The 17,365-nt window shown below is 53.1% G+C and carries 16 protein-coding genes; 8 read left to right on the forward strand and 8 right to left on the reverse strand.

Going from position 1 to position 17,365, the window contains the following annotated elements:
• Positions 1-96: 96 nt before the first annotated feature.
• On the reverse strand, positions 97-921 hold the full coding sequence (locus QRN24_RS05320; RefSeq protein ID WP_063214348.1) for a helix-turn-helix transcriptional regulator: 825 nt from the start codon (positions 919-921) through the stop codon (positions 97-99).
• 317 nt (positions 922-1,238) lie between these two features.
• On the opposite strand from QRN24_RS05320, the gene fabI reads away from it, so the two are divergent.
• The 4 genes from fabI to pdeR all read left to right on the forward strand — a co-directional run bounded on the left by fabI (position 1,239) and on the right by pdeR (position 7,509).
• A complete protein-coding gene (fabI, locus tag QRN24_RS05325) occupies positions 1,239-2,027 on the forward strand; it encodes an enoyl-ACP reductase FabI (protein ID WP_020882447.1) in 789 nt (262 codons plus the stop codon).
• Positions 2,028-2,183: 156 nt separating this feature from the next.
• Positions 2,184-3,170 carry a CMD domain-containing protein gene (locus tag QRN24_RS05330; protein ID WP_284942450.1) on the forward strand — a complete coding sequence of 329 codons (987 nt, stop codon included), beginning with the start codon at positions 2,184-2,186 and terminating at the stop codon, positions 3,168-3,170.
• A gap of 88 nt (positions 3,171-3,258) precedes the next feature.
• Entirely contained in the window at positions 3,259-5,193 is a 1,935-nt protein-coding gene (locus QRN24_RS05335) for an exoribonuclease II (protein WP_020882446.1), read from the forward strand.
• Positions 5,194-5,517: 324 nt separating this feature from the next.
• Entirely contained in the window at positions 5,518-7,509 is a 1,992-nt protein-coding gene (gene pdeR / locus QRN24_RS05340; protein WP_014170361.1) for a cyclic di-GMP phosphodiesterase, read from the forward strand.
• Here pdeR and QRN24_RS05345 read toward each other — a convergent pair.
• The gene (locus QRN24_RS05345; protein WP_014170362.1) at positions 7,506-8,372 is read right to left on the reverse strand and encodes a crotonase/enoyl-CoA hydratase family protein; all 867 of its coding nucleotides are present in this window, start codon (positions 8,370-8,372) and stop codon (positions 7,506-7,508) included. The two genes, pdeR and QRN24_RS05345, sit on opposite strands and share 4 nt — an antisense overlap.
• Before the next feature lie 192 nt (positions 8,373-8,564).
• On the opposite strand from QRN24_RS05345, the gene QRN24_RS05350 reads away from it, so the two are divergent.
• The 3 genes from QRN24_RS05350 (at position 8,565) to osmB (ending at position 10,025) form a co-directional block, all read left to right on the forward strand.
• The gene (locus tag QRN24_RS05350) at positions 8,565-8,747 is read left to right on the forward strand and encodes a YciZ family protein (RefSeq protein WP_025204000.1); all 183 of its coding nucleotides are present in this window, start codon (positions 8,565-8,567) and stop codon (positions 8,745-8,747) included.
• A 43-nt stretch (positions 8,748-8,790) separates the two neighbouring features.
• Positions 8,791-9,543 carry a DNA-binding transcriptional regulator YciT gene (yciT, locus tag QRN24_RS05355; RefSeq protein ID WP_020882444.1) on the forward strand — a complete coding sequence of 251 codons (753 nt, stop codon included), beginning with the start codon at positions 8,791-8,793 and terminating at the stop codon, positions 9,541-9,543.
• Between the two features lie 263 nt (positions 9,544-9,806).
• Entirely contained in the window at positions 9,807-10,025 is a 219-nt protein-coding gene (osmB, locus tag QRN24_RS05360; RefSeq protein WP_008501216.1) for an osmotically-inducible lipoprotein OsmB, read from the forward strand.
• Positions 10,026-10,129: 104 nt separating this feature from the next.
• On the opposite strand, the gene yciH is transcribed toward osmB, so the two are convergent.
• From yciH to pgpB, 5 genes are all read right to left on the reverse strand, one after another.
• Positions 10,130-10,456: a stress response translation initiation inhibitor YciH gene (gene yciH / locus QRN24_RS05365; RefSeq protein ID WP_014170365.1), complete on the reverse strand. Its 327-nt coding sequence runs from the start codon at positions 10,454-10,456 to the stop codon at positions 10,130-10,132.
• Positions 10,456-11,193 carry an orotidine-5'-phosphate decarboxylase gene (gene pyrF / locus QRN24_RS05370; RefSeq protein ID WP_284942451.1) on the reverse strand — a complete coding sequence of 246 codons (738 nt, stop codon included), beginning with the start codon at positions 11,191-11,193 and terminating at the stop codon, positions 10,456-10,458. The genes yciH and pyrF overlap by 1 nt, the downstream gene beginning before the upstream one ends.
• Positions 11,194-11,378: 185 nt before the next feature.
• Entirely contained in the window at positions 11,379-12,548 is a 1,170-nt protein-coding gene (lapB, locus tag QRN24_RS05375) for a lipopolysaccharide assembly protein LapB (protein ID WP_014170367.1), read from the reverse strand.
• 6 nt (positions 12,549-12,554) lie between these two features.
• Entirely contained in the window at positions 12,555-12,863 is a 309-nt protein-coding gene (locus QRN24_RS05380) for a LapA family protein (RefSeq protein WP_013096374.1), read from the reverse strand.
• 148 nt (positions 12,864-13,011) lie between these two features.
• Positions 13,012-13,779, reverse strand: coding sequence for a phosphatidylglycerophosphatase B (gene pgpB, locus QRN24_RS05385; protein ID WP_020882442.1), 768 nt, complete (start codon positions 13,777-13,779; stop codon positions 13,012-13,014).
• A 197-nt stretch (positions 13,780-13,976) separates the two neighbouring features.
• On the opposite strand from pgpB, the gene ribA reads away from it, so the two are divergent.
• On the forward strand, positions 13,977-14,567 hold the full coding sequence (ribA, locus tag QRN24_RS05390) for a GTP cyclohydrolase II (RefSeq protein ID WP_003856813.1): 591 nt from the start codon (positions 13,977-13,979) through the stop codon (positions 14,565-14,567).
• Positions 14,568-14,611: 44 nt separating this feature from the next.
• Here ribA and acnA read toward each other — a convergent pair whose 3' ends face one another.
• A complete protein-coding gene (acnA, locus tag QRN24_RS05395; RefSeq protein ID WP_284942452.1) occupies positions 14,612-17,287 on the reverse strand; it encodes an aconitate hydratase AcnA in 2,676 nt (891 codons plus the stop codon).
• Positions 17,288-17,365 lie beyond the last annotated feature (78 nt).

The following is a 17,365-nucleotide window of genomic DNA, read 5'->3' on the forward strand; positions in this document are numbered from 1 at the left end:
GTAAAACATCTGTTTTGCGAGGAATATATAGCGTCAGGGCTCACAGATGAGAGCCCGTACTGACTGATTCGTTTTAATTACGAGACGGTGCCAGACTCAGACTATGGGTATATAAATATCAAATACGACCTTATCTTCGGAGCAGGAATGGAACGTCATTAAATGGGTTTCATTACGCAGCCTGAATTGATGATAAGACATTACCCACAAATAGTTCTTTTTGCTGAGCTTACCGTAGGCGCACCAGCTACCGTCATACCGCATAACGGCATATTTACCGGAAAAATGATATTCCTGTTTTTGGTGCGACGTATTATCCGGTGACAGATAATCAATTATGACTTCAGCCATGTTTTCCCGGCTTTTATCCAGGCCTTCTGGACGCCGTCCCCTGATGGCGATTTCTTTTACCTCCCCACGATGATCAAGCAAAAGTTTTCTCAGTCTTTTGGTCACATCCTGTATCGCAGGATTAAAAATATGATCATATTCCGTCAGGGTATCGTTATAGGAAAACGTCCGCGCCAGCCGACATATCTTCACGTCAGGTTTACGGAGCCCTTCTAATAACAGTGAAGGATGGTAACGCTGGAAGTCCCATATTTCATCGCTTCGATATTGAGACGGTGTTTTCCCGGTCAATTTCTTAAACGCGCGGGCAAAACCCTGTCCACTATGATACTGAAAAATGTGAGCGATTTCGGTGACCGGCAGCGACGTCATCCTTAATAAAGACGCGGCATAGCTCATTCGTCTCCTGAGCATATACTCACCCAGCGACTGGTGGAATTGGTGTTTAAACCAGATTTCGAGCGTCCTTCTGCTGTAACCCGTTTTTACGACCAGCCGATCGATATGCTCCAGAGATAAAATATTATCTTCAACCCAGTCTATAACGTGTTTGTTAATGATTTCTTTCATGTTTTGACTCTAACTGGATTGTAATACGTAAAATCCACTGAACGGATCATTTTGCGCAAAAACGCCCGCCTCTGGTTGGATGAGGCGAACCGGTCGTGCAGTGATATAATGGACGGATGCCTGTGAAACAGCGTGATAACGCGTTCGCTCACCCCCTTCCATGACATACGTCACGGGCTTTGAGCGAGAAATAGCGTGACACAAGGGGCACTGAGTGGGATATAATTTCGAGCTAATTTCGAATGACTTTGAAATGTTGCCTGTAATGCTATGATTTACAAGGCAAAAAATAAGCAATGAATATAAGGATTAAATCTATGGGTTTTCTTTCCGGTAAGCGCATTCTGGTAACTGGCGTTGCCAGCAAACTGTCCATCGCATACGGCATCGCACAGGCTATGCATCGCGAAGGCGCTGAGCTGGCGTTCACCTACCAGAACGACAAGCTGAAAGGCCGTGTAGAAGAGTTTGCCGCGCAGCTGGGTTCCAGCCTTGTTCTGGAATGCGACGTTGCACAAGACGAAAGCATCGATGGCATGTTTGCTGAACTGGCAAAAGCATGGCCGAAATTCGACGGTTTCGTTCACTCCATCGGCTTCGCTCCTGGCGATCAGCTGGACGGCGACTACGTGAACGCGGTAACCCGTGATGGTTTCAAAATCGCTCACGACATCAGCTCCTACAGCTTCGTGGCAATGGCTAAATCTTGCCGTGCGATGCTGAACCCAGGCGCAGCTCTGCTGACCCTGTCCTATCTGGGCGCAGAACGTGCTATCCCTAACTACAACGTTATGGGTCTGGCTAAAGCGTCTCTGGAAGCAAACGTCCGCTACATGGCGAACGCGATGGGTCCAGAAGGTGTGCGTGTGAACGCTATCTCCGCGGGTCCAATCCGTACCCTGGCAGCTTCCGGTATCAAAGATTTCCGTAAAATGCTGGCGCACTGCGAAGCGGTTACGCCGATTCGTCGTACCGTTACCATTGAAGATGTGGGTAACTCTGCAGCGTTCCTGTGCTCTGACCTTTCCGCGGGTATCTCCGGCGAAGTGGTTCACGTTGACGGCGGCTTCAACATCGCTGCAATGAACGAGCTGGAAATTAAATAAGCTGTGACTCTCTTCCCTCACGGGAAGAGAGTTTTCCTTCCTCCGCCCGACCCCGTCGTTATTCCGTTCAGCTATTTGTTATCACCTAACAATATTTTTCCCCACATCTGCCTTACGCCAGGATATTGATCGCCATTTTGAGATCAAGGAACGCCCATGGAACAACGCCGTTTTTCCGGCAAAGGCCACTGGTACCACGAAACCCAGTCAAACCACGCGCAGACGGATGTTCTGCCTCTGGTGCCCGAAGCCGCTAACGTCGACGATCGTTTTTTGCTCGATTTAGCCCTGCCTGACGAGATTGTCGCCGCCTGTACCGGCTGGCTCACCCCTGCCAGAACCTTATGCCACCTGTTGTTTCCGCTCTCAATCTCCGTTAACCGACTGCATACGCTCAGCGCCTACGACAGATTGAGTACTGCATTAACTGTCGCGCAGGCCTGTGGCGTCCAACGGTTGTGTAACCACTATGCCGCCCTCCTCGCTCCGCTTCCCGGTCCTGACTCCTCACGCGAAAGTAACCGCCGCCTGGCACAAATCACCCAGTACGCCCGTCAGCTCGCCAGCTCACCTGATGTCATCGATGATAAAGCACAGCAGCAGCTTGATGAGGTGGGCCTGACAACCTACGACATGGTGCTTATTAATCAGATTATCGGCTTTATCGGTTTTCAGGCACGCGTGGTGGCCGTCTTTCAGGCTCTGCTGGGGCATCCTGTACGCTGGCTACCCGGCCACCATATTCAGCCGCACACGCTGCCAGCCGCTCCTGAGTCCTGGGTGGCGCTTTTACCTGTCGTTGAACTGCGTTATGCCAGCGCGCATCAGCTTGAATCGCTTTCCCGCTGGCAGGCCGAACCCGCCCTTGAAGCGCTGACGCCGGTACTCAGCCATGAGCCCATCCTGCTCGACCTGACGGGTGAGATCCTGGTAAACAGCCATGATGATATTTCTCTTGATTCGCCGGCGCTTTCGGCGGCAATCGACTTGTTGACGCGTTCTCCGGACCGCTTCAGTGCCGCACAGTTCACCCCGCTCACTGAACAAGGACTGCCTGCGGTACGGGCGATAAAACTGCTCACCCGGAGCGCGATGGATGGCTGGCTTGAACGCCTGAAAGTCGCGTTTGGCAAAAGGGAATAACCATACTAATTACCCAAAGACCGCTTGCTGTGACAGTGAGAATCGCGTAAAACTGTCAGCCGCTCAATGGCTACGAAAATAGAACATTATGTTTCAGGACAACCCGCTGCTAGCGCAGCTTAAACAGCAACTGCATTCCCAGACGCCGCGTGCAGAAGGGGTCGTAAAAGCCACGGAAAAGGGCTTTGGCTTCCTTGAAGTTGATGCGCAGAAAAGCTACTTCATTCCGCCACCGCAAATGAAGAAAGTGATGCATGGCGACCGCATTACGGCCGTCATTCATACCGAAAAGGAACGTGAGTCCGCCGAGCCGGAAGAACTGATCGAACCGTTCCTGACCCGCTTCGTGGGCAAGGTCCAGCGAAAAGACGATCGTCTTTCTATCGTGCCGGATCATCCCCTGCTGAAAGATGCCATTCCTTGCCGCGCCGCCCGTGGTGTTGAGCATGATTTCAAAGAAGGTGACTGGGCCGTAGCTGAAATGCGCCGTCATCCTCTGAAAGGCGATCGTGGCTTTTATGCTGAACTGACCCAGTTCATCACCTTTGGCGACGACCATTTCGTGCCATGGTGGGTGACGCTTGCACGCCATAATCTTGAGAAAGAAGCGCCAGACGGCGTAGCGACTGAAATGCAGGACGAAGGCCTGACGCGTCGCGACCTCACTGCCCTGGAGTTTGTCACTATCGACAGCGCCAGCACAGAAGATATGGATGATGCGCTGTATGCGGAAGAGAGCGCTGATGGCAAATTGCATTTGACCGTCGCCATTGCCGATCCCACCGCCTGGATCGTTGAAGGCAGCAAGCTGGACGATATGGCAAAAGTCCGATCGTTCACTAACTACCTACCGGGCTTCAACATCCCCATGTTGCCGCGCGAACTGTCAGATGACCTCTGCTCACTGCGTCCAAATGAAGTGCGTCCGGTCCTTGCCTGCCGCATGACCATCGCCGCCGATGGCGCGATCGAAGACGATATTGAATTTTTTGCCGCAACCATCGAATCGAAAGCCAAGCTGGCCTACGACAATGTTTCCGACTGGCTTGAGAATACCGGCACCTGGAAACCGGAATCAGACGCGATTGCCGCACAGATCCGCCTGCTGCACCGCATTTGTCTGAACCGCGGCGAGTGGCGTAAAACCCATGCGCTGGTCTTTAAGGATCGTCCGGACTATCGCTTTGTGCTGGGTGAGAAAGGCGAAGTGCTGAATATCGTGGCTGAACCGCGTCGCATTGCGAACCGCATTGTTGAAGAAGCGATGATTTCTGCCAACATTTGTGCCGCTCGCGTCCTGCGTGACAAGCTGGGCTTTGGTATTTACAACGTCCACACCGGTTTTGATCCGGCCAATACCGAAGCGCTGGCGGCCCTGCTGAAGAACCACGATGTGCACGTTGACCCTGAAGAAGTGCTGACGCTGCAGGGCTTCTGTAAGCTGCGCCGCGAGCTGGATGCACAGCCATCCGGTTTCCTCGACAGCCGTATCCGTCGTTTCCAGTCCTTTGCTGAAATCAGCACCGAGCCGGGTCCACACTTTGGCCTCGGCCTGGAAGCCTACGCGACCTGGACGTCACCTATTCGTAAGTATGGCGACATGGTCAACCACCGTCTGCTGAAGGCGATCATTAAGGGTGAGTCCATTGCGCGTCCGCAAAATGACACCACCCTGCAGATGGCCGAACGACGTCGCCTGAACCGTATGGCGGAACGTGACGTGGGAGACTGGCTGTACGCACGCTACCTGCAGGATAAAGCGGGTACAGATACTCGCTTCGCCGCAGAAATCATTGATATCAGCCGGGGCGGTATGCGCGTTCGCCTGGTGGATAACGGTGCCGTCGCCTTTATCCCTGCCCCGTTCCTGCATGCTGTCCGTGACGAACTGGTCTGCAGCCAGGAAAATGGTACTGTGCAAATCAAAGGTGAAACAGTTTACAAAGTCACAGACGTGATTGACGTAAACATCGCTGAAGTTCGCATGGAAACCCGCAGCGTTATCGCGCGCCCGGTCGCCTGATAACCGCTTAAATTGTCGGCCGTTTCCCTTCGGGAAGCGCCGACAATTTTTCTTTTGAACCCCCGCCGCAAAATCATTATTTTTTCGTACTATTTTCAGCGCCTTCCCGCCCAAAATTGCCATAATTATCTACAGTAAAAGAGTGCCGTTATATTCGGTTACGTGAATTTTTATACAATAAATACCCTTTTTCGCCAGACGCGTTTTTTATAAGAAAACCGGGAAAAAACACGACGTTCATTTTGGGGTTGCCGCTGTTTCACAACGGAAAAGTCGACGGCAAATGAATAATTTGTGCGCTAATGAGCAGCTGCGGGAGAAAACATGATGGACGATCTGGAGCAGAATTTGCTGTTTCGTTACATGGGTACGCATAGCCCCTGGTGGCGAATGACAGCTGACAGCAATGCTCTGCACCTTGCCGCCAGCGAAAATGCCGATGTGACTGAGGTGGTGGCGCTGGATGATGAACAAGCCGAACTCATCCGCCAGTTAACCGTCATTACCTCCAGCATCTCCATGACGCTCTCGTTGTACGGGGAAGATGTCCCGGTTCATCTTGTGGGGCGCAAAATAACCCGAAATGAATGGGCCGGCACCGCGTCAGCGTGGAACGATACGCCCTCCGTGGCTCGTGACCTGGCTCAGGGCCTCTCTTTTGCTGAACAGGTTGTCTCTGAAGCCAACTCCGTCATCGTTATTCTCGATCATAACGGCAATATTCAGCGTTTTAACCGGCTGAGTGAAGAATATACCGGGCTGAAAGAACAAGAAGTTATTGGTCAGAACGTGTTCAAGCTGTTTATGAGCCGTAGCGAAGCGGCAGCCTCGAAGCGCAATATCACCGGTTTTTTTCGCAACGGCAGCTCCTACGAGGTCGAACGCTGGATCAAAACGCGTAAAGGGCAACGACTGTTTTTGTTCAGAAACAAGTTTGTTCATAGCGGCAGCGGCAAAAATGAAATTTTCCTTATCTGTTCCGGCACCGACATTACTGAAGAGCGCCGCGCCCAAGAGCGTCTGCGCGTGCTGGCCAATACCGACACCATTACCGGTTTACCAAACCGTAACGCGATCCACGAACTGATTTCAGATGCCATCGCCAGCCGCGGTGAAACGCAGGTAGGCGTGGTGTATCTCGACCTGGATAACTTTAAAAAGGTCAACGATGCCTACGGGCATATGTTTGGCGACCAGCTATTGCAGGCTGTCGCTCTGGCCATTCTGAGCTGTCTGGATGACGGTCAGGTGCTGGCGCGACTCGGCGGTGATGAGTTTATTGTCATGGCCACAGATACCTCTCAGGGCGCTCTGGAAGCCATGGCGTCGCGGATCTTAACCCGTCTGCGCCAGCCGTTCAGAATCGGCCTGATAGAAATTTACACCGGTTGCTCGCTCGGTATCGCCCTCGCCCCGCAGCACGGTAACGACAGGGAAAGCGTCATCCGTAATGCCGATACCGCCATGTACACGGCGAAAGAGAATGGCCGGGGCAAGTTCTGCGTCTTCTCACCCGAGATGAACCAGCGCGTATTTGAATATCTCTGGCTGGATACCAACCTGCGTAAAGCGCTGGATAACGATCAACTTCTGATTCACTACCAGCCTAAAATTACCTGGCGGGGTGAAATCCGAAGTCTTGAAGCGCTGGTGCGCTGGCAGTCGCCGGAACGCGGTTTGATCCCGCCACTGGAGTTTATCTCTTATGCCGAGGAGTCGGGATTGATTGTCCCGCTGGGCCGCTGGGTGATGCTTGATGTGGTGCGCCAGGTGGCTAAATGGCGCGATAAGGGGATTAATCTGCGCGTGGCGGTCAACGTCTCCGCACGTCAGCTGGCCGACCAGACCATTTTCAGCGATTTAAAGCAGGCGCTGAAGGATCTGGATTTTGAATACTGCCCTATCGACGTTGAACTCACGGAAAGCTGCCTTATCGAAAACGAAGAGCTGGCGCTTTCTGTGATCCAGCAGTTCAGCAAGCTTGGCGCGCAAATTCATCTTGATGATTTCGGTACCGGCTACTCGTCTCTGTCGCAGCTGGCGCGGTTCCCTATCGACGCCATTAAACTCGATCAATCCTTCGTCAGGGATATACATAAACAATCGATCTCCCAGTCTCTGGTGCGGGCCATCGTCGCGGTGGCACAGGCCTTAAACCTGCAGGTCATTGCTGAAGGGGTCGAGAGCGCGAAAGAAGACGCCTTTCTGACCAAGAACGGCGTCAACGAACGGCAGGGCTTTCTCTTCGCTAAGCCAATGCCCGCTGCCGCATTCGAGCGATGGCTAAAGCGATATCAGTCGCGAAAACAACGTTAACTGGCTTTGCGTAATGCCCCATGATGGCGGTTTTGCAGCATCACCAGACGCTCCATGTAGGCGATATCTTTTGGCTCGAGGCAAAACGCCGCATCAACCCAGTCTTCCGTGATATCCATCAGTTCACTGCGCGGCAGTTGCAGTACCCGGGTTCGGGCGCGCAACATCGCCCTTACCCCGTTCAGCTTCGGCCGCAGCGTGTCGATGAAGGTTCTGACGGAGACGTAGCTCTGCCCGGGCTCAAACAGCACATCGACCAATCCATGTTGTTCGTACCATTCTGCCGTATGCGACTCCCCCTTGTAGATGAGTTCTTCCGCCAGTTTCATGCCTGCCCGACGTGCGACCAGCGAATATGCTCCCATGCCCGGGAACAGGTTGAAGGCAATTTCCGGGAAGCCCAAACGGGCATCGCGCTGAGAGAGAACAAAATGGTGTGCCAGCGCAGCCTCAAACCCACCGCCTAGCGCACTGCCTTCAACCATCGCCAGAGAGACCGCGCCCGTATCAAACCCCCGCGACGCTGCGTGGACACAGTCGACGCAGGCACGTGCATACGCGCGTAACGCTTCACGCCGTCCATTTTGAATGCACTCTACGAAGAACTGTAAATCGCCTCCCGCATTGTACATTTCAGGAACCAGTGACCCGGTTACCCAAAAATCGACAAGATACCCGGACTGGCGAACCAGCCAGGAGAGGTTCATGATCTCCTCAATTAACGCATGATTAAAACAAGGACGAGGTTGCGCCCGCAGCATCATCCAGATGGTGTGCCGCTCTTCCTCGTAGTAGGCTGACAACTGTGTGAAACGTTCAGTATCGGTAAACAGGGTGCAGGTAGGCTGGTTGATAACTGTCATAGTCTAATTCCTCACAGAAAAAGCGCCTTGCGCGCAGTTTTAGACTAATCCACTCATTAAGCCCGCAGCATGTGGGGGAATAAATTTATCACTTTCATTTATGTGATTTAGTTATTGCATTTTTTCCCTTCTCTTTTGATCCCATTTTCTGCATCATTGAAAATATTACCTTTTCACACCTGGGGTGAGATTATGTCTACTATTGATGCACAAGCTGTAGCACAACGTATTGATACCGTGCTGGATATCCTGGTGGCAGGCGATTATCACTCGGCGATCCGTAATCTGGAGATCCTGAAGTCTGAACTTCTTGCTCAGAAGGGTGCTGAAAACGCGCCCGAGAACGGACAGCCAAAAGCGCCGTGGGAAGTTTGATCCTGCTGTTTTCGAACCTGTTTCGCTTTATTAATTGGATGCTATGAATTCCCGACAACAAATCATTTTGCAGATGGTCATTGACCAGGGACGCGTCAGCGTAGTCGATCTCGCTAAAACCACCGGCGTTTCAGAAGTCACCATCCGCCAGGATCTTAACCTGCTGGAGAAACAGAGCTACCTGCGTCGTGCGCATGGGTATGCGGTCCCGCTCGATAGCGAGGACGTTGAGACGCGCATGATGAACAACTACGCCCTGAAGCGTGAGCTGGCGGAGTTTGCCGCGTCTTTAGTTAACAATGGCGAGACGGTGTTTATCGAAAACGGCAGTAGCAATGCCTTACTGGCGCGCACGCTTGCCGAACAGAAAGATGTTACTATCATCACGGTCAGTAGCTATATCGCGCACCTGCTCAAAGAGACCCGCTGCGAGGTGATCCTGCTGGGCGGCATTTACCAGAAAAAAAGCGAAAGCATGGTTGGCCCCCTGACCCGCCAGTATGTTCAGCAGGTCCATTTCAGTAAGGCCTTTATTGGTATTGATGGCTGGCAGCCAGAAACGGGCTTCACCGGCCGCGATATGATGCGTTCTGATGTGGTGAATGCGGTGCTGGAAAAAGAGTGTGAGGCCATTGTGCTGACTGATAGCTCAAAATTTGGCGCCGTTCACCCTTATACCATGGGGCCAGTCTCTCGCTTTAGCCGCGTAATTACCGACGAACGTTTGAGCGATGAGCATCGTATTAAACTGGAAGATGACGGTCTTATCGTCAATATTATTAAAAAGTCGTCCTGAGTCCTTTAAGCGCCCGAATGTCGGGCGCCTATGTCCCTACTGTCTGAGATGATTCCTAACCCTCCTTTAAGAGTTTTTACCTGTTTAACCCGCCTTAAAGTCGTAAAATTAATGTTAGCGATATAACAGGAAGTGACTATCACCTGCGTGATTACGTAACGCCTGCGCGACCAGCTTTCACGGAAAACAGTTTTTAGGTATTCAATTCGTCTATACTTAAAGCGTAGCTCTTTCCGTGAATCGATAATTCAGGAGAAAGTATTATGACCTTAACCAGCAAAAAATTAGCCGCCGCTGTTCTGGCAATCACTGTAGCAATGTCCCTGAGCGCTTGCTCTAACTGGTCTAAACGTGACCGCAACACCGCAATTGGTGCCGGTGCTGGTGCTCTGGGCGGTGCGGTATTAACAGATGGTAGTACGCTGGGTACATTAGGTGGCGCTGCTGTCGGTGGTATTATCGGTCACCAGGTTGGCAAATAATTATTAAATAAGCCTCCACCGGTACTGCGATATTAGAACGCATTTCAGGTCTGACTTACGCACGTAAAAAAAAGAGCCACGGCAAATGCCGTGGCTCATCAATTTTAGCCGCCCGCCAGTTTCACTTTCATGCCTTTGGCTTCGAGCAGGGATTTAATTAAATCACGTTTATCGCCCTGGATTTCGATAATGCCGTCTTTCACGGCACCACCGCAGCCACATTTCTTTTTCAGATCGGCGGCCAGCTTAACCAGTTCCGCGTCGTCAAGATCAATGCCGGAGATAAGGCATACGCCCTTACCTTTGCGTCCACTGGTTTGACGCTGGATACGAACAATACCGTCCCCCTTCGGGCGCTCGGCTTTCGCTTTTGGTTCGTCTATACGCCCACTTTCTGTTGAGTAGACCAGACGACTGTTGGAATCAGTCATTACCCCCCCTTTTTCAGTGATGCGTTGATCGCCTTGAGCGTCTCTGACGGGTTAGCCGATTGCGTCACAGGACGCCCAATGACCATATAGTCTACCCCTGCCGCCAGCGCCTGTTCAGGCGTCATAATGCGACGCTGATCGCCTGCCTCGCTGCCGGCCGGGCGGATACCTGGGGTAACAAGTTTGAAAGCCTGGCCCAGTTCTGATTTGAAACGCACGGCTTCCTGCGCGGAACAAACGACACCATCAAGCCCGCAATTTTGCGTCAGGCGCGCGAGACGCTCTGCATGCTCAGCAGGTGACAACGTCACGCCGAGATCGCGTAAATCACTCTCATCCATACTGGTCAGCACGGTAACCGCAATCAGCAACGGTGCGTCGCTGCCGAACGCCAGGAGCGCTTCGCGGGCCGCGGTCATCATTCTTGCCCCACCCGATGCATGCACATTGACCATCCATACCCCCAGTTCTGCAGCAGCAGCCACGGCGTGCGCGGTGGTATTTGGGATATCGTGAAATTTAAGGTCGAGGAAAACGTCAAAACCGCGCTGTTGCAGGTCGCGTACGATTTGCGGTCCAAACAGCGTGAACATCTCTTTGCCAACTTTCAGACGGCAGTCGCGAGGGTCTATACCGTCGACAAAGGCCAGTGCCGCGTCACGTTTATTGTAATCAAGCGCAACAACAACAGGAGAATCAGTAATTACGCGGGAAGCGGAGGAAGTAACAGACGTCATGACCAGCCCTTTTCGTCTATGGGCGCGCAGCGGCGCGGAACAGATAAACGGCGAGCATTCTACCTGCCAGCGCTGCAAATTGACAGGATCGATTTACTCTCCTGCCTGGCCGGCAAACTGCACGGACTCGATGGGTTCTGAAAACTCATCAGTATGTTGTAACTAAAATAGATCGTTTTTAAAAATTACTGCCCATCAAGGCCACGGATTGGCTTGATGGTCGACCATGCCCGGCATGAAGGACAGTGCCAGTACAGTGTATACGCCGTAAACCCACACTTCTGGCAACGATAGCGCGGTTTGCTTCGTACCTGCTCGCCTACCATGTCGCGCAGTACCATCAGGCTCTCTTTGGCGCGCCCTTCCTCTGCATCGTTGAGGTGATAGTCCATCAGCTTATGGAATACCCGCATGGTCGGATGACGCTGCAGCTGGCGCGTAATATAGACCTGCGCGGTATCACTGCCCTCATACTGCTCAACCACGTCCGAGAGCATCAGCTCGGCAGTCGCGCCGGTGTTCTCTTCCACGCAACGACGCAGGAAGGCTACCCATTCATCCTGCTTATCCAGTTGTTGATAGCAGGTTTGCAGCATGTCGAGGGTTTCACTGACCAGCTCTTTATCCTGGTCGATAACCCGCAACAGGCTCTCTACAGCTTTGGCATAGTCGCCGTTCGCCATAAAGACGCGCCCCATCATGATGGAGATACGCGCGCTGTTACGGTCAGCGGCGGCACCCTTTTTAAGCAACGCCATGGCTTTGTCCATGTCGTCGTTGCCCATTTGCTGAAGGGCCAGTTCACAGTAGAAGTGGGCTATCTCAACTCGCTGCTTATCTTTGCCCAGCTTCACCAGACGCTCGGCCGTATCAATGGCTTTCTGCCAGTCACTGGTGGCCTGATAAATCTGCAGCAGCTGCTGCAAGGCACTGACGCGGAAATCCGTTTCATCCACCAGCTGCGAGAACATGTCTTCTGCACGGTCGTACAGCCCCGCCGCCATGTAATCACGGCCCAGCTGTTGTACCGCCAGCAGGCGTTGATCGTAGGTCAACGAGGCGCTTTCCATAAGGGTCTGGTGAATACGAATGGCGCGGTCAACCTCGCCGCGCGAGCGGAACAGGTTTCCCAGGGTGAGATGCGCTTCAACGGTGCCCGTATCCTCTTTGAGCATATCGAGGAACAGATCTACTGCTTTGTCCTGTTGATTGCTCAGGAGGAAGTTCACCCCAGCAACGTAGTCGCGGGAGAGTCGGTTAGCCTCATCCTGTTTTGTTTGTTGCGCACTTCTGCGGCCCATATACCAGCCATAGGCTGCGGCTACAGGCAAAAGCAGAAACAACAACTCCAGCATAGTCGATTATTCCTTGACGACCGGCACACCAGAGCTTTCCGGAATGTCGGACGCAGGCGCAATTTGATGTTCGAGTCGTTTAATTTTACGTTCAGCGCGCGCAAGTGAAACACGAACTTTCAACCAGAAAAGACCGCATACGAGCCAGCCAATCGCAAAGCCCGCGGCGAATAAAACCGCCAGAAGGCTCGATACACGATACTCGCCCTGCGCCAGCAGATAGTTAAACGTCACCTGTTGATCGTTTTGTGCACCCAATGTGACTGAAATGACAAAAATCGCCAATACCAGTAAGAAAATGAGTAAATATTTCACATTACTTCCCGTTATGTGGTTCAAGCGAATAAAGTGTGTTCAACTCACCGCAATCAGCCTTATAAACTACCATTTTAGTGACGGGCGCGAAACGGAAAAAGTGACGCGCCAGTCATGGATTTATGGGCAAAACACGGAATATCAACCGTCAGGCGTCGCTTTGGTCCCTTTCGGCGATCTCTTCTTCCTCGACCGGCGGTGGCGTTAACGGACCGCAGATGCGTTCAGCAAGCCATGTTGCCAGCGTCACAAGCAGCCATGAGATCAGCGTAGCCACCACCAAATCCCGCGGCCAGTGCATCCCCAGCAGCAAACGACTGCCCATCACCCCTGTGGCCCAGACCAGTAAAATCGCGATCGTGACCGTACGTCGCCGTGGCCAAAGCAGCCCTACTCCCAGTAACGCCCAGCTGGCGGCAAACATGGTATGGCCGGAAGGAAAAGCAAACCCGGTCTCTTTTTGCCAGTGTTTACGTAAGAACTTCGGGATATCCTGCTGTTCCGCAAGCTGTTCTTTGACCAGCGCACCACGATCTTTACGTTTTAAATTGTAGAACTCATCCACCGGAACATGGTGCGCTTTTTCCAGCCAGACGACAAAAGGACGCGGCTCCTGGACATGATCTTTAACCCAGGACTTCACGCCCTGACCGATGAGGATCGCCCCACCGAGTATCGCAAAGAGCATCAGCGCCGCACGCAGACGAAAGCGCAAACACCACAGAAACCAGGCGCAAAGGATCACATGCGTGATAATTCCCCACGGCTGGGTGACCGTCTCCGTTATCCAGTATAATGTTTTCAGCCATGTGGCGTTCTGCCCCGGCTGCCACATCCAGCCTGAGACCCATACGGCCAGCGGCATAATAAGTAGAATGGCCGCACCTGCTGCCGTACGTCTGGCGATTGAAAGCATGTCTTCTCCTTTTTCGCTAAGCACCACAATCATAACTGAAATTCATCTGTTGGGTGGATATGTCGGATCGTGCGTTTAACGTCCATATAGCATGGCGCCCATTAGGCGAACGTGCTGAGCTTGTGGCAAAATGAACAGATACAGAAAGCCAAACAGGCGAAAGGCACGAAACGTGTCAGCCTACTCTGGAGAATCACATGCAGCTTAAACGTGTGGCAGAAGCCAAACTGCCAACCCCATGGGGCGATTTCCTGATGGTGGGATTTGAAGAACTGGCAACCGGACAGGATCATGTCGCGCTGGTGTTCGGTGACATTTCAGGACAGACGCCGGTACTCTCTCGCGTACATTCGGAGTGTCTGACTGGCGATGCCTTGTTCAGCCTGCGCTGTGATTGCGGTTTCCAGCTTGAAGCAGCCCTTTCTCACATCGCTGAAGAAGGTCGTGGGGTGCTGCTTTATCACCGTCAGGAAGGTCGTAATATTGGCCTGCTGAATAAAATCCGCGCCTACGCGCTGCAGGATCAGGGATACGATACGGTTGAAGCGAACCACCAGCTCGGGTTTGCCGCCGATGAGCGCGACTTTACCCTGTGCGCCGATATGTTCAAGCTTCTTGGGGTAGATGAGGTCCGTCTGCTGACCAATAACCCGAAAAAGGTGGAAATCCTGACCGAAGCGGGGATCAATATCGTCGAACGTGTTCCGCTGATTGTCGGCCGTAACCCGAAAAATGCCCACTATCTTGATACCAAAGCCGCCAAAATGGGTCACCTCCTGAGCGAGTGATCGCGAGATGCCCGGCATCGCCATCGCGAGCCGGGCTGACTGCGTCAATCCAGCATTTTACGAATCACGTAATGTAATATGCCGTCGTTCTGGTAGTAGGTCAGCTCGGTTGACGTATCAATGCGACACCGGCATTCAAGCACTTCCGTTTTACCGTCTGCTCGCGTTAACGTCACCGGAACCGTTTTACCCGGCTGCAGGTTTTGCAGACCACTAATATCAATCTGCTCTTCCCCGGTCAGTCCCAGCGTTTTACGGGTGACGCCCTGCGGGAACTCTAGCGGCAGGATCCCCATCCCGATAAGATTCGAACGGTGAATACGCTCGAAAGATTCGGCAATGACCACGCGTACCCCAAGCAGGCGCGGACCTTTCGCTGCCCAGTCTCGACTGGAGCCGGAGCCGTACTCTTTACCTGCAATCACCGCCAGCGGCGTGCCTTCCTGCTGGTATTTGACGGCGGCATCATAAATCGAAACCACTTCCGTGCCAGGTAAATGACGCGTCATGCCCCCTTCCACACCCGGAACCATTTCGTTGCGGATGCGAATGTTGGCAAACGTCCCGCGCATCATCACTTCGTGGTTACCACGACGCGATCCGTAGGAGTTGAAGTCCCGGCGTTCCACCCCACGGCTTTGCAGATAGCGCCCTGCCGGACTGTCGGCTTTGATACTGCCCGCCGGCGAGATGTGGTCCGTGGTAACGGAGTCGCCCAGCATCGCCAGAATACGCGCCCCGTGGATATCCTTAAGCGGAGCAGGTTCAGCCAGCATGTCATCAAAGAACGGTGACAGACGAATATAGGTCGAATCATCCTGCCAGCCATACGTATCCGAGCCCACGACGTTAATTGTTTTCCATTCCGGTGTGCCTTCAAACACTTCCGCATATTCTTTGCGGAACATTTCGGTTGAGACCTTTTCAACGGCTCGCGCGATGTCGCGTGAAGACGGCCAGATATCTTTCAGGTAAACAGGCTCGTTCTTGCGATCGTGACCAATCGGGTCTGTGGTGAGATTGATATTCATGTTTCCCGCCAGCGCGTAAGCCACAACCAGCGGCGGCGAGGCCAGCCAGTTGGTTTTCACCAGCGGATGAATACGCCCTTCAAAGTTGCGGTTACCGGAAAGAACCGCACCCACGGTAAGATCGCCCTGCTTGATCGCCGTTTCAATCGGCTCAGGCAGCGGACCGGAGTTACCGATACAGGTAGTACATCCGTAACCCACGAGGTTAAAGCCCAGCTCGTCAAGGTACGGGGTGAGTTTTGCCTGCGCCAGGTAATCTGAAACCACTTTAGAGCCCGGGGCCAGCGAAGCCTTAACCCACGGCTGCGGTTTCAGGCCAAGCTCAACGGCTTTTTTGGCCAACAGCCCCGCGGCCATCAAAACGCTTGGGTTCGAGGTGTTGGTGCAGGAGGTGATAGCGGCAATAACCACCGCGCCATCCGGAAGTTGATACTGATGTCCGTTCAGGACATAGTCTATTGGACGGTGATCTTTTTTCGCGACATTGACTTCCAGTTCATTGCTGGCGGCAAAAGCTTTTGGAACGTCCGGTAACGCGACCCGATCCTGCGGGCGTTTTGGCCCGGCAAGGCTCGCCTCGACGCTTCCCATATCCAGCTCAAGCGTGCTGGTAAATACCGGCTCATCACCCGGGTTTCGCCACATCCCCTGCGCTTTAGTGTAGGCCTCGACCAGCGCGACCTGCTCTTCACTGCGACCACTCAGGCGCATATATTCCAGCGTGACGTCATCGATGGGGAAGAAGCCACAGGTCGCGCCATATTCCGGCGCCATATTGGCGATCGTGGCGCGATCGGCCAGCGGCAGCGAATCCAGTCCGTCACCGTAGAATTCAACAAATTTACCCACCACCCCATGCTTACGCAGCATCTGGGTGACGGTTAACACCAGGTCGGTCGCGGTAATGCCTTCCGACAGCTTACCGGTGAGCTTGAAGCCCACCACATCAGGAATGAGCATCGACACCGGCTGACCAAGCATAGCCGCTTCCGCTTCAATACCCCCGACGCCCCACCCCAGCACACCGAGGCCGTTAATCATGGTGGTATGTGAATCCGTCCCGACCAGCGTATCCGGATAAGCCACCCACTCTTTATCCTGCAATTCACTCCAGACGGCTTTGCCCAGATATTCGAGGTTAACCTGATGGCAAATACCGGTTCCAGGCGGAACCACGCTAAAGCGGCTGAACGCCTGTTGCCCCCATTTCAGGAAGACATAGCGCTCGTGGTTACGTTCCATCTCCAGACGTACGTTTTCACCAAAAGCGTCATCATTACCAAAGTGGTCAACGGTCACGGAGTGGTCAATCACGAGGTCAACGGGAGAAAGCGGATTCACTTTTGCCGTATCGCCCCCGAGGCGCTTAACGGCTTCGCGCATGGCGGCTAAATCAACCACGGCAGGAACACCGGTAAAGTCCTGCATCAGGACCCTCGCCGGGCGATAGGCTATTTCTCTGTCGGCATGGGCACTCTTCAGCCACCCCGCCAGCGCCTGGATATCCTCAAGGGTGACGGAATCGCCATCCTGCCAGCGTAAGAGGTTTTCCAGCAAAACTTTCAAGGACTTGGGTAAACGCGAAATGTCCCCAAGCGTTCTGGCAGCCAGTGGCAGGCTATAGTAATGCCAGGTTTTGTTTTCTGCCTGTAATGTGTCCTTACTGGCTTCGCGTAGGGTTAACGACATAAGCTCCTCCTTAATTACAGAGATGTCCTGACAATCATCAGGGCTGTAATTAAAGATAACACAAAGATGTCGTAACGT

Source organism: Enterobacter sp. MEB024, assembly GCF_030209635.1.
Classification (GTDB): Bacteria; Pseudomonadota; Gammaproteobacteria; order Enterobacterales; family Enterobacteriaceae; genus Enterobacter; species Enterobacter ludwigii.

Coding starts and splice junctions, on each gene's coding strand:
- QRN24_RS05320 (WP_063214348.1), bottom strand. CDS start 921: ATGAAAGAAATCATTAACAAACACGTTATAGACTGGGTTGAAGATAAT.
- fabI (WP_020882447.1), top strand. CDS start 1,239: ATGGGTTTTCTTTCCGGTAAGCGCATTCTGGTAACTGGCGTTGCCAGC.
- QRN24_RS05330 (WP_284942450.1), top strand. CDS start 2,184: ATGGAACAACGCCGTTTTTCCGGCAAAGGCCACTGGTACCACGAAACC.
- QRN24_RS05335 (WP_020882446.1), top strand. CDS start 3,259: ATGTTTCAGGACAACCCGCTGCTAGCGCAGCTTAAACAGCAACTGCAT.
- pdeR (WP_014170361.1), top strand. CDS start 5,518: ATGATGGACGATCTGGAGCAGAATTTGCTGTTTCGTTACATGGGTACG.
- QRN24_RS05345 (WP_014170362.1), bottom strand. CDS start 8,372: ATGACAGTTATCAACCAGCCTACCTGCACCCTGTTTACCGATACTGAA.
- QRN24_RS05350 (WP_025204000.1), top strand. CDS start 8,565: ATGTCTACTATTGATGCACAAGCTGTAGCACAACGTATTGATACCGTG.
- yciT (WP_020882444.1), top strand. CDS start 8,791: ATGAATTCCCGACAACAAATCATTTTGCAGATGGTCATTGACCAGGGA.
- osmB (WP_008501216.1), top strand. CDS start 9,807: ATGACCTTAACCAGCAAAAAATTAGCCGCCGCTGTTCTGGCAATCACT.
- yciH (WP_014170365.1), bottom strand. CDS start 10,456: ATGACTGATTCCAACAGTCGTCTGGTCTACTCAACAGAAAGTGGGCGT.
- pyrF (WP_284942451.1), bottom strand. CDS start 11,193: ATGACGTCTGTTACTTCCTCCGCTTCCCGCGTAATTACTGATTCTCCT.
- lapB (WP_014170367.1), bottom strand. CDS start 12,548: ATGCTGGAGTTGTTGTTTCTGCTTTTGCCTGTAGCCGCAGCCTATGGC.
- pgpB (WP_020882442.1), bottom strand. CDS start 13,779: ATGCTTTCAATCGCCAGACGTACGGCAGCAGGTGCGGCCATTCTACTT.
- ribA (WP_003856813.1), top strand. CDS start 13,977: ATGCAGCTTAAACGTGTGGCAGAAGCCAAACTGCCAACCCCATGGGGC.
- acnA (WP_284942452.1), bottom strand. CDS start 17,287: ATGTCGTTAACCCTACGCGAAGCCAGTAAGGACACATTACAGGCAGAA.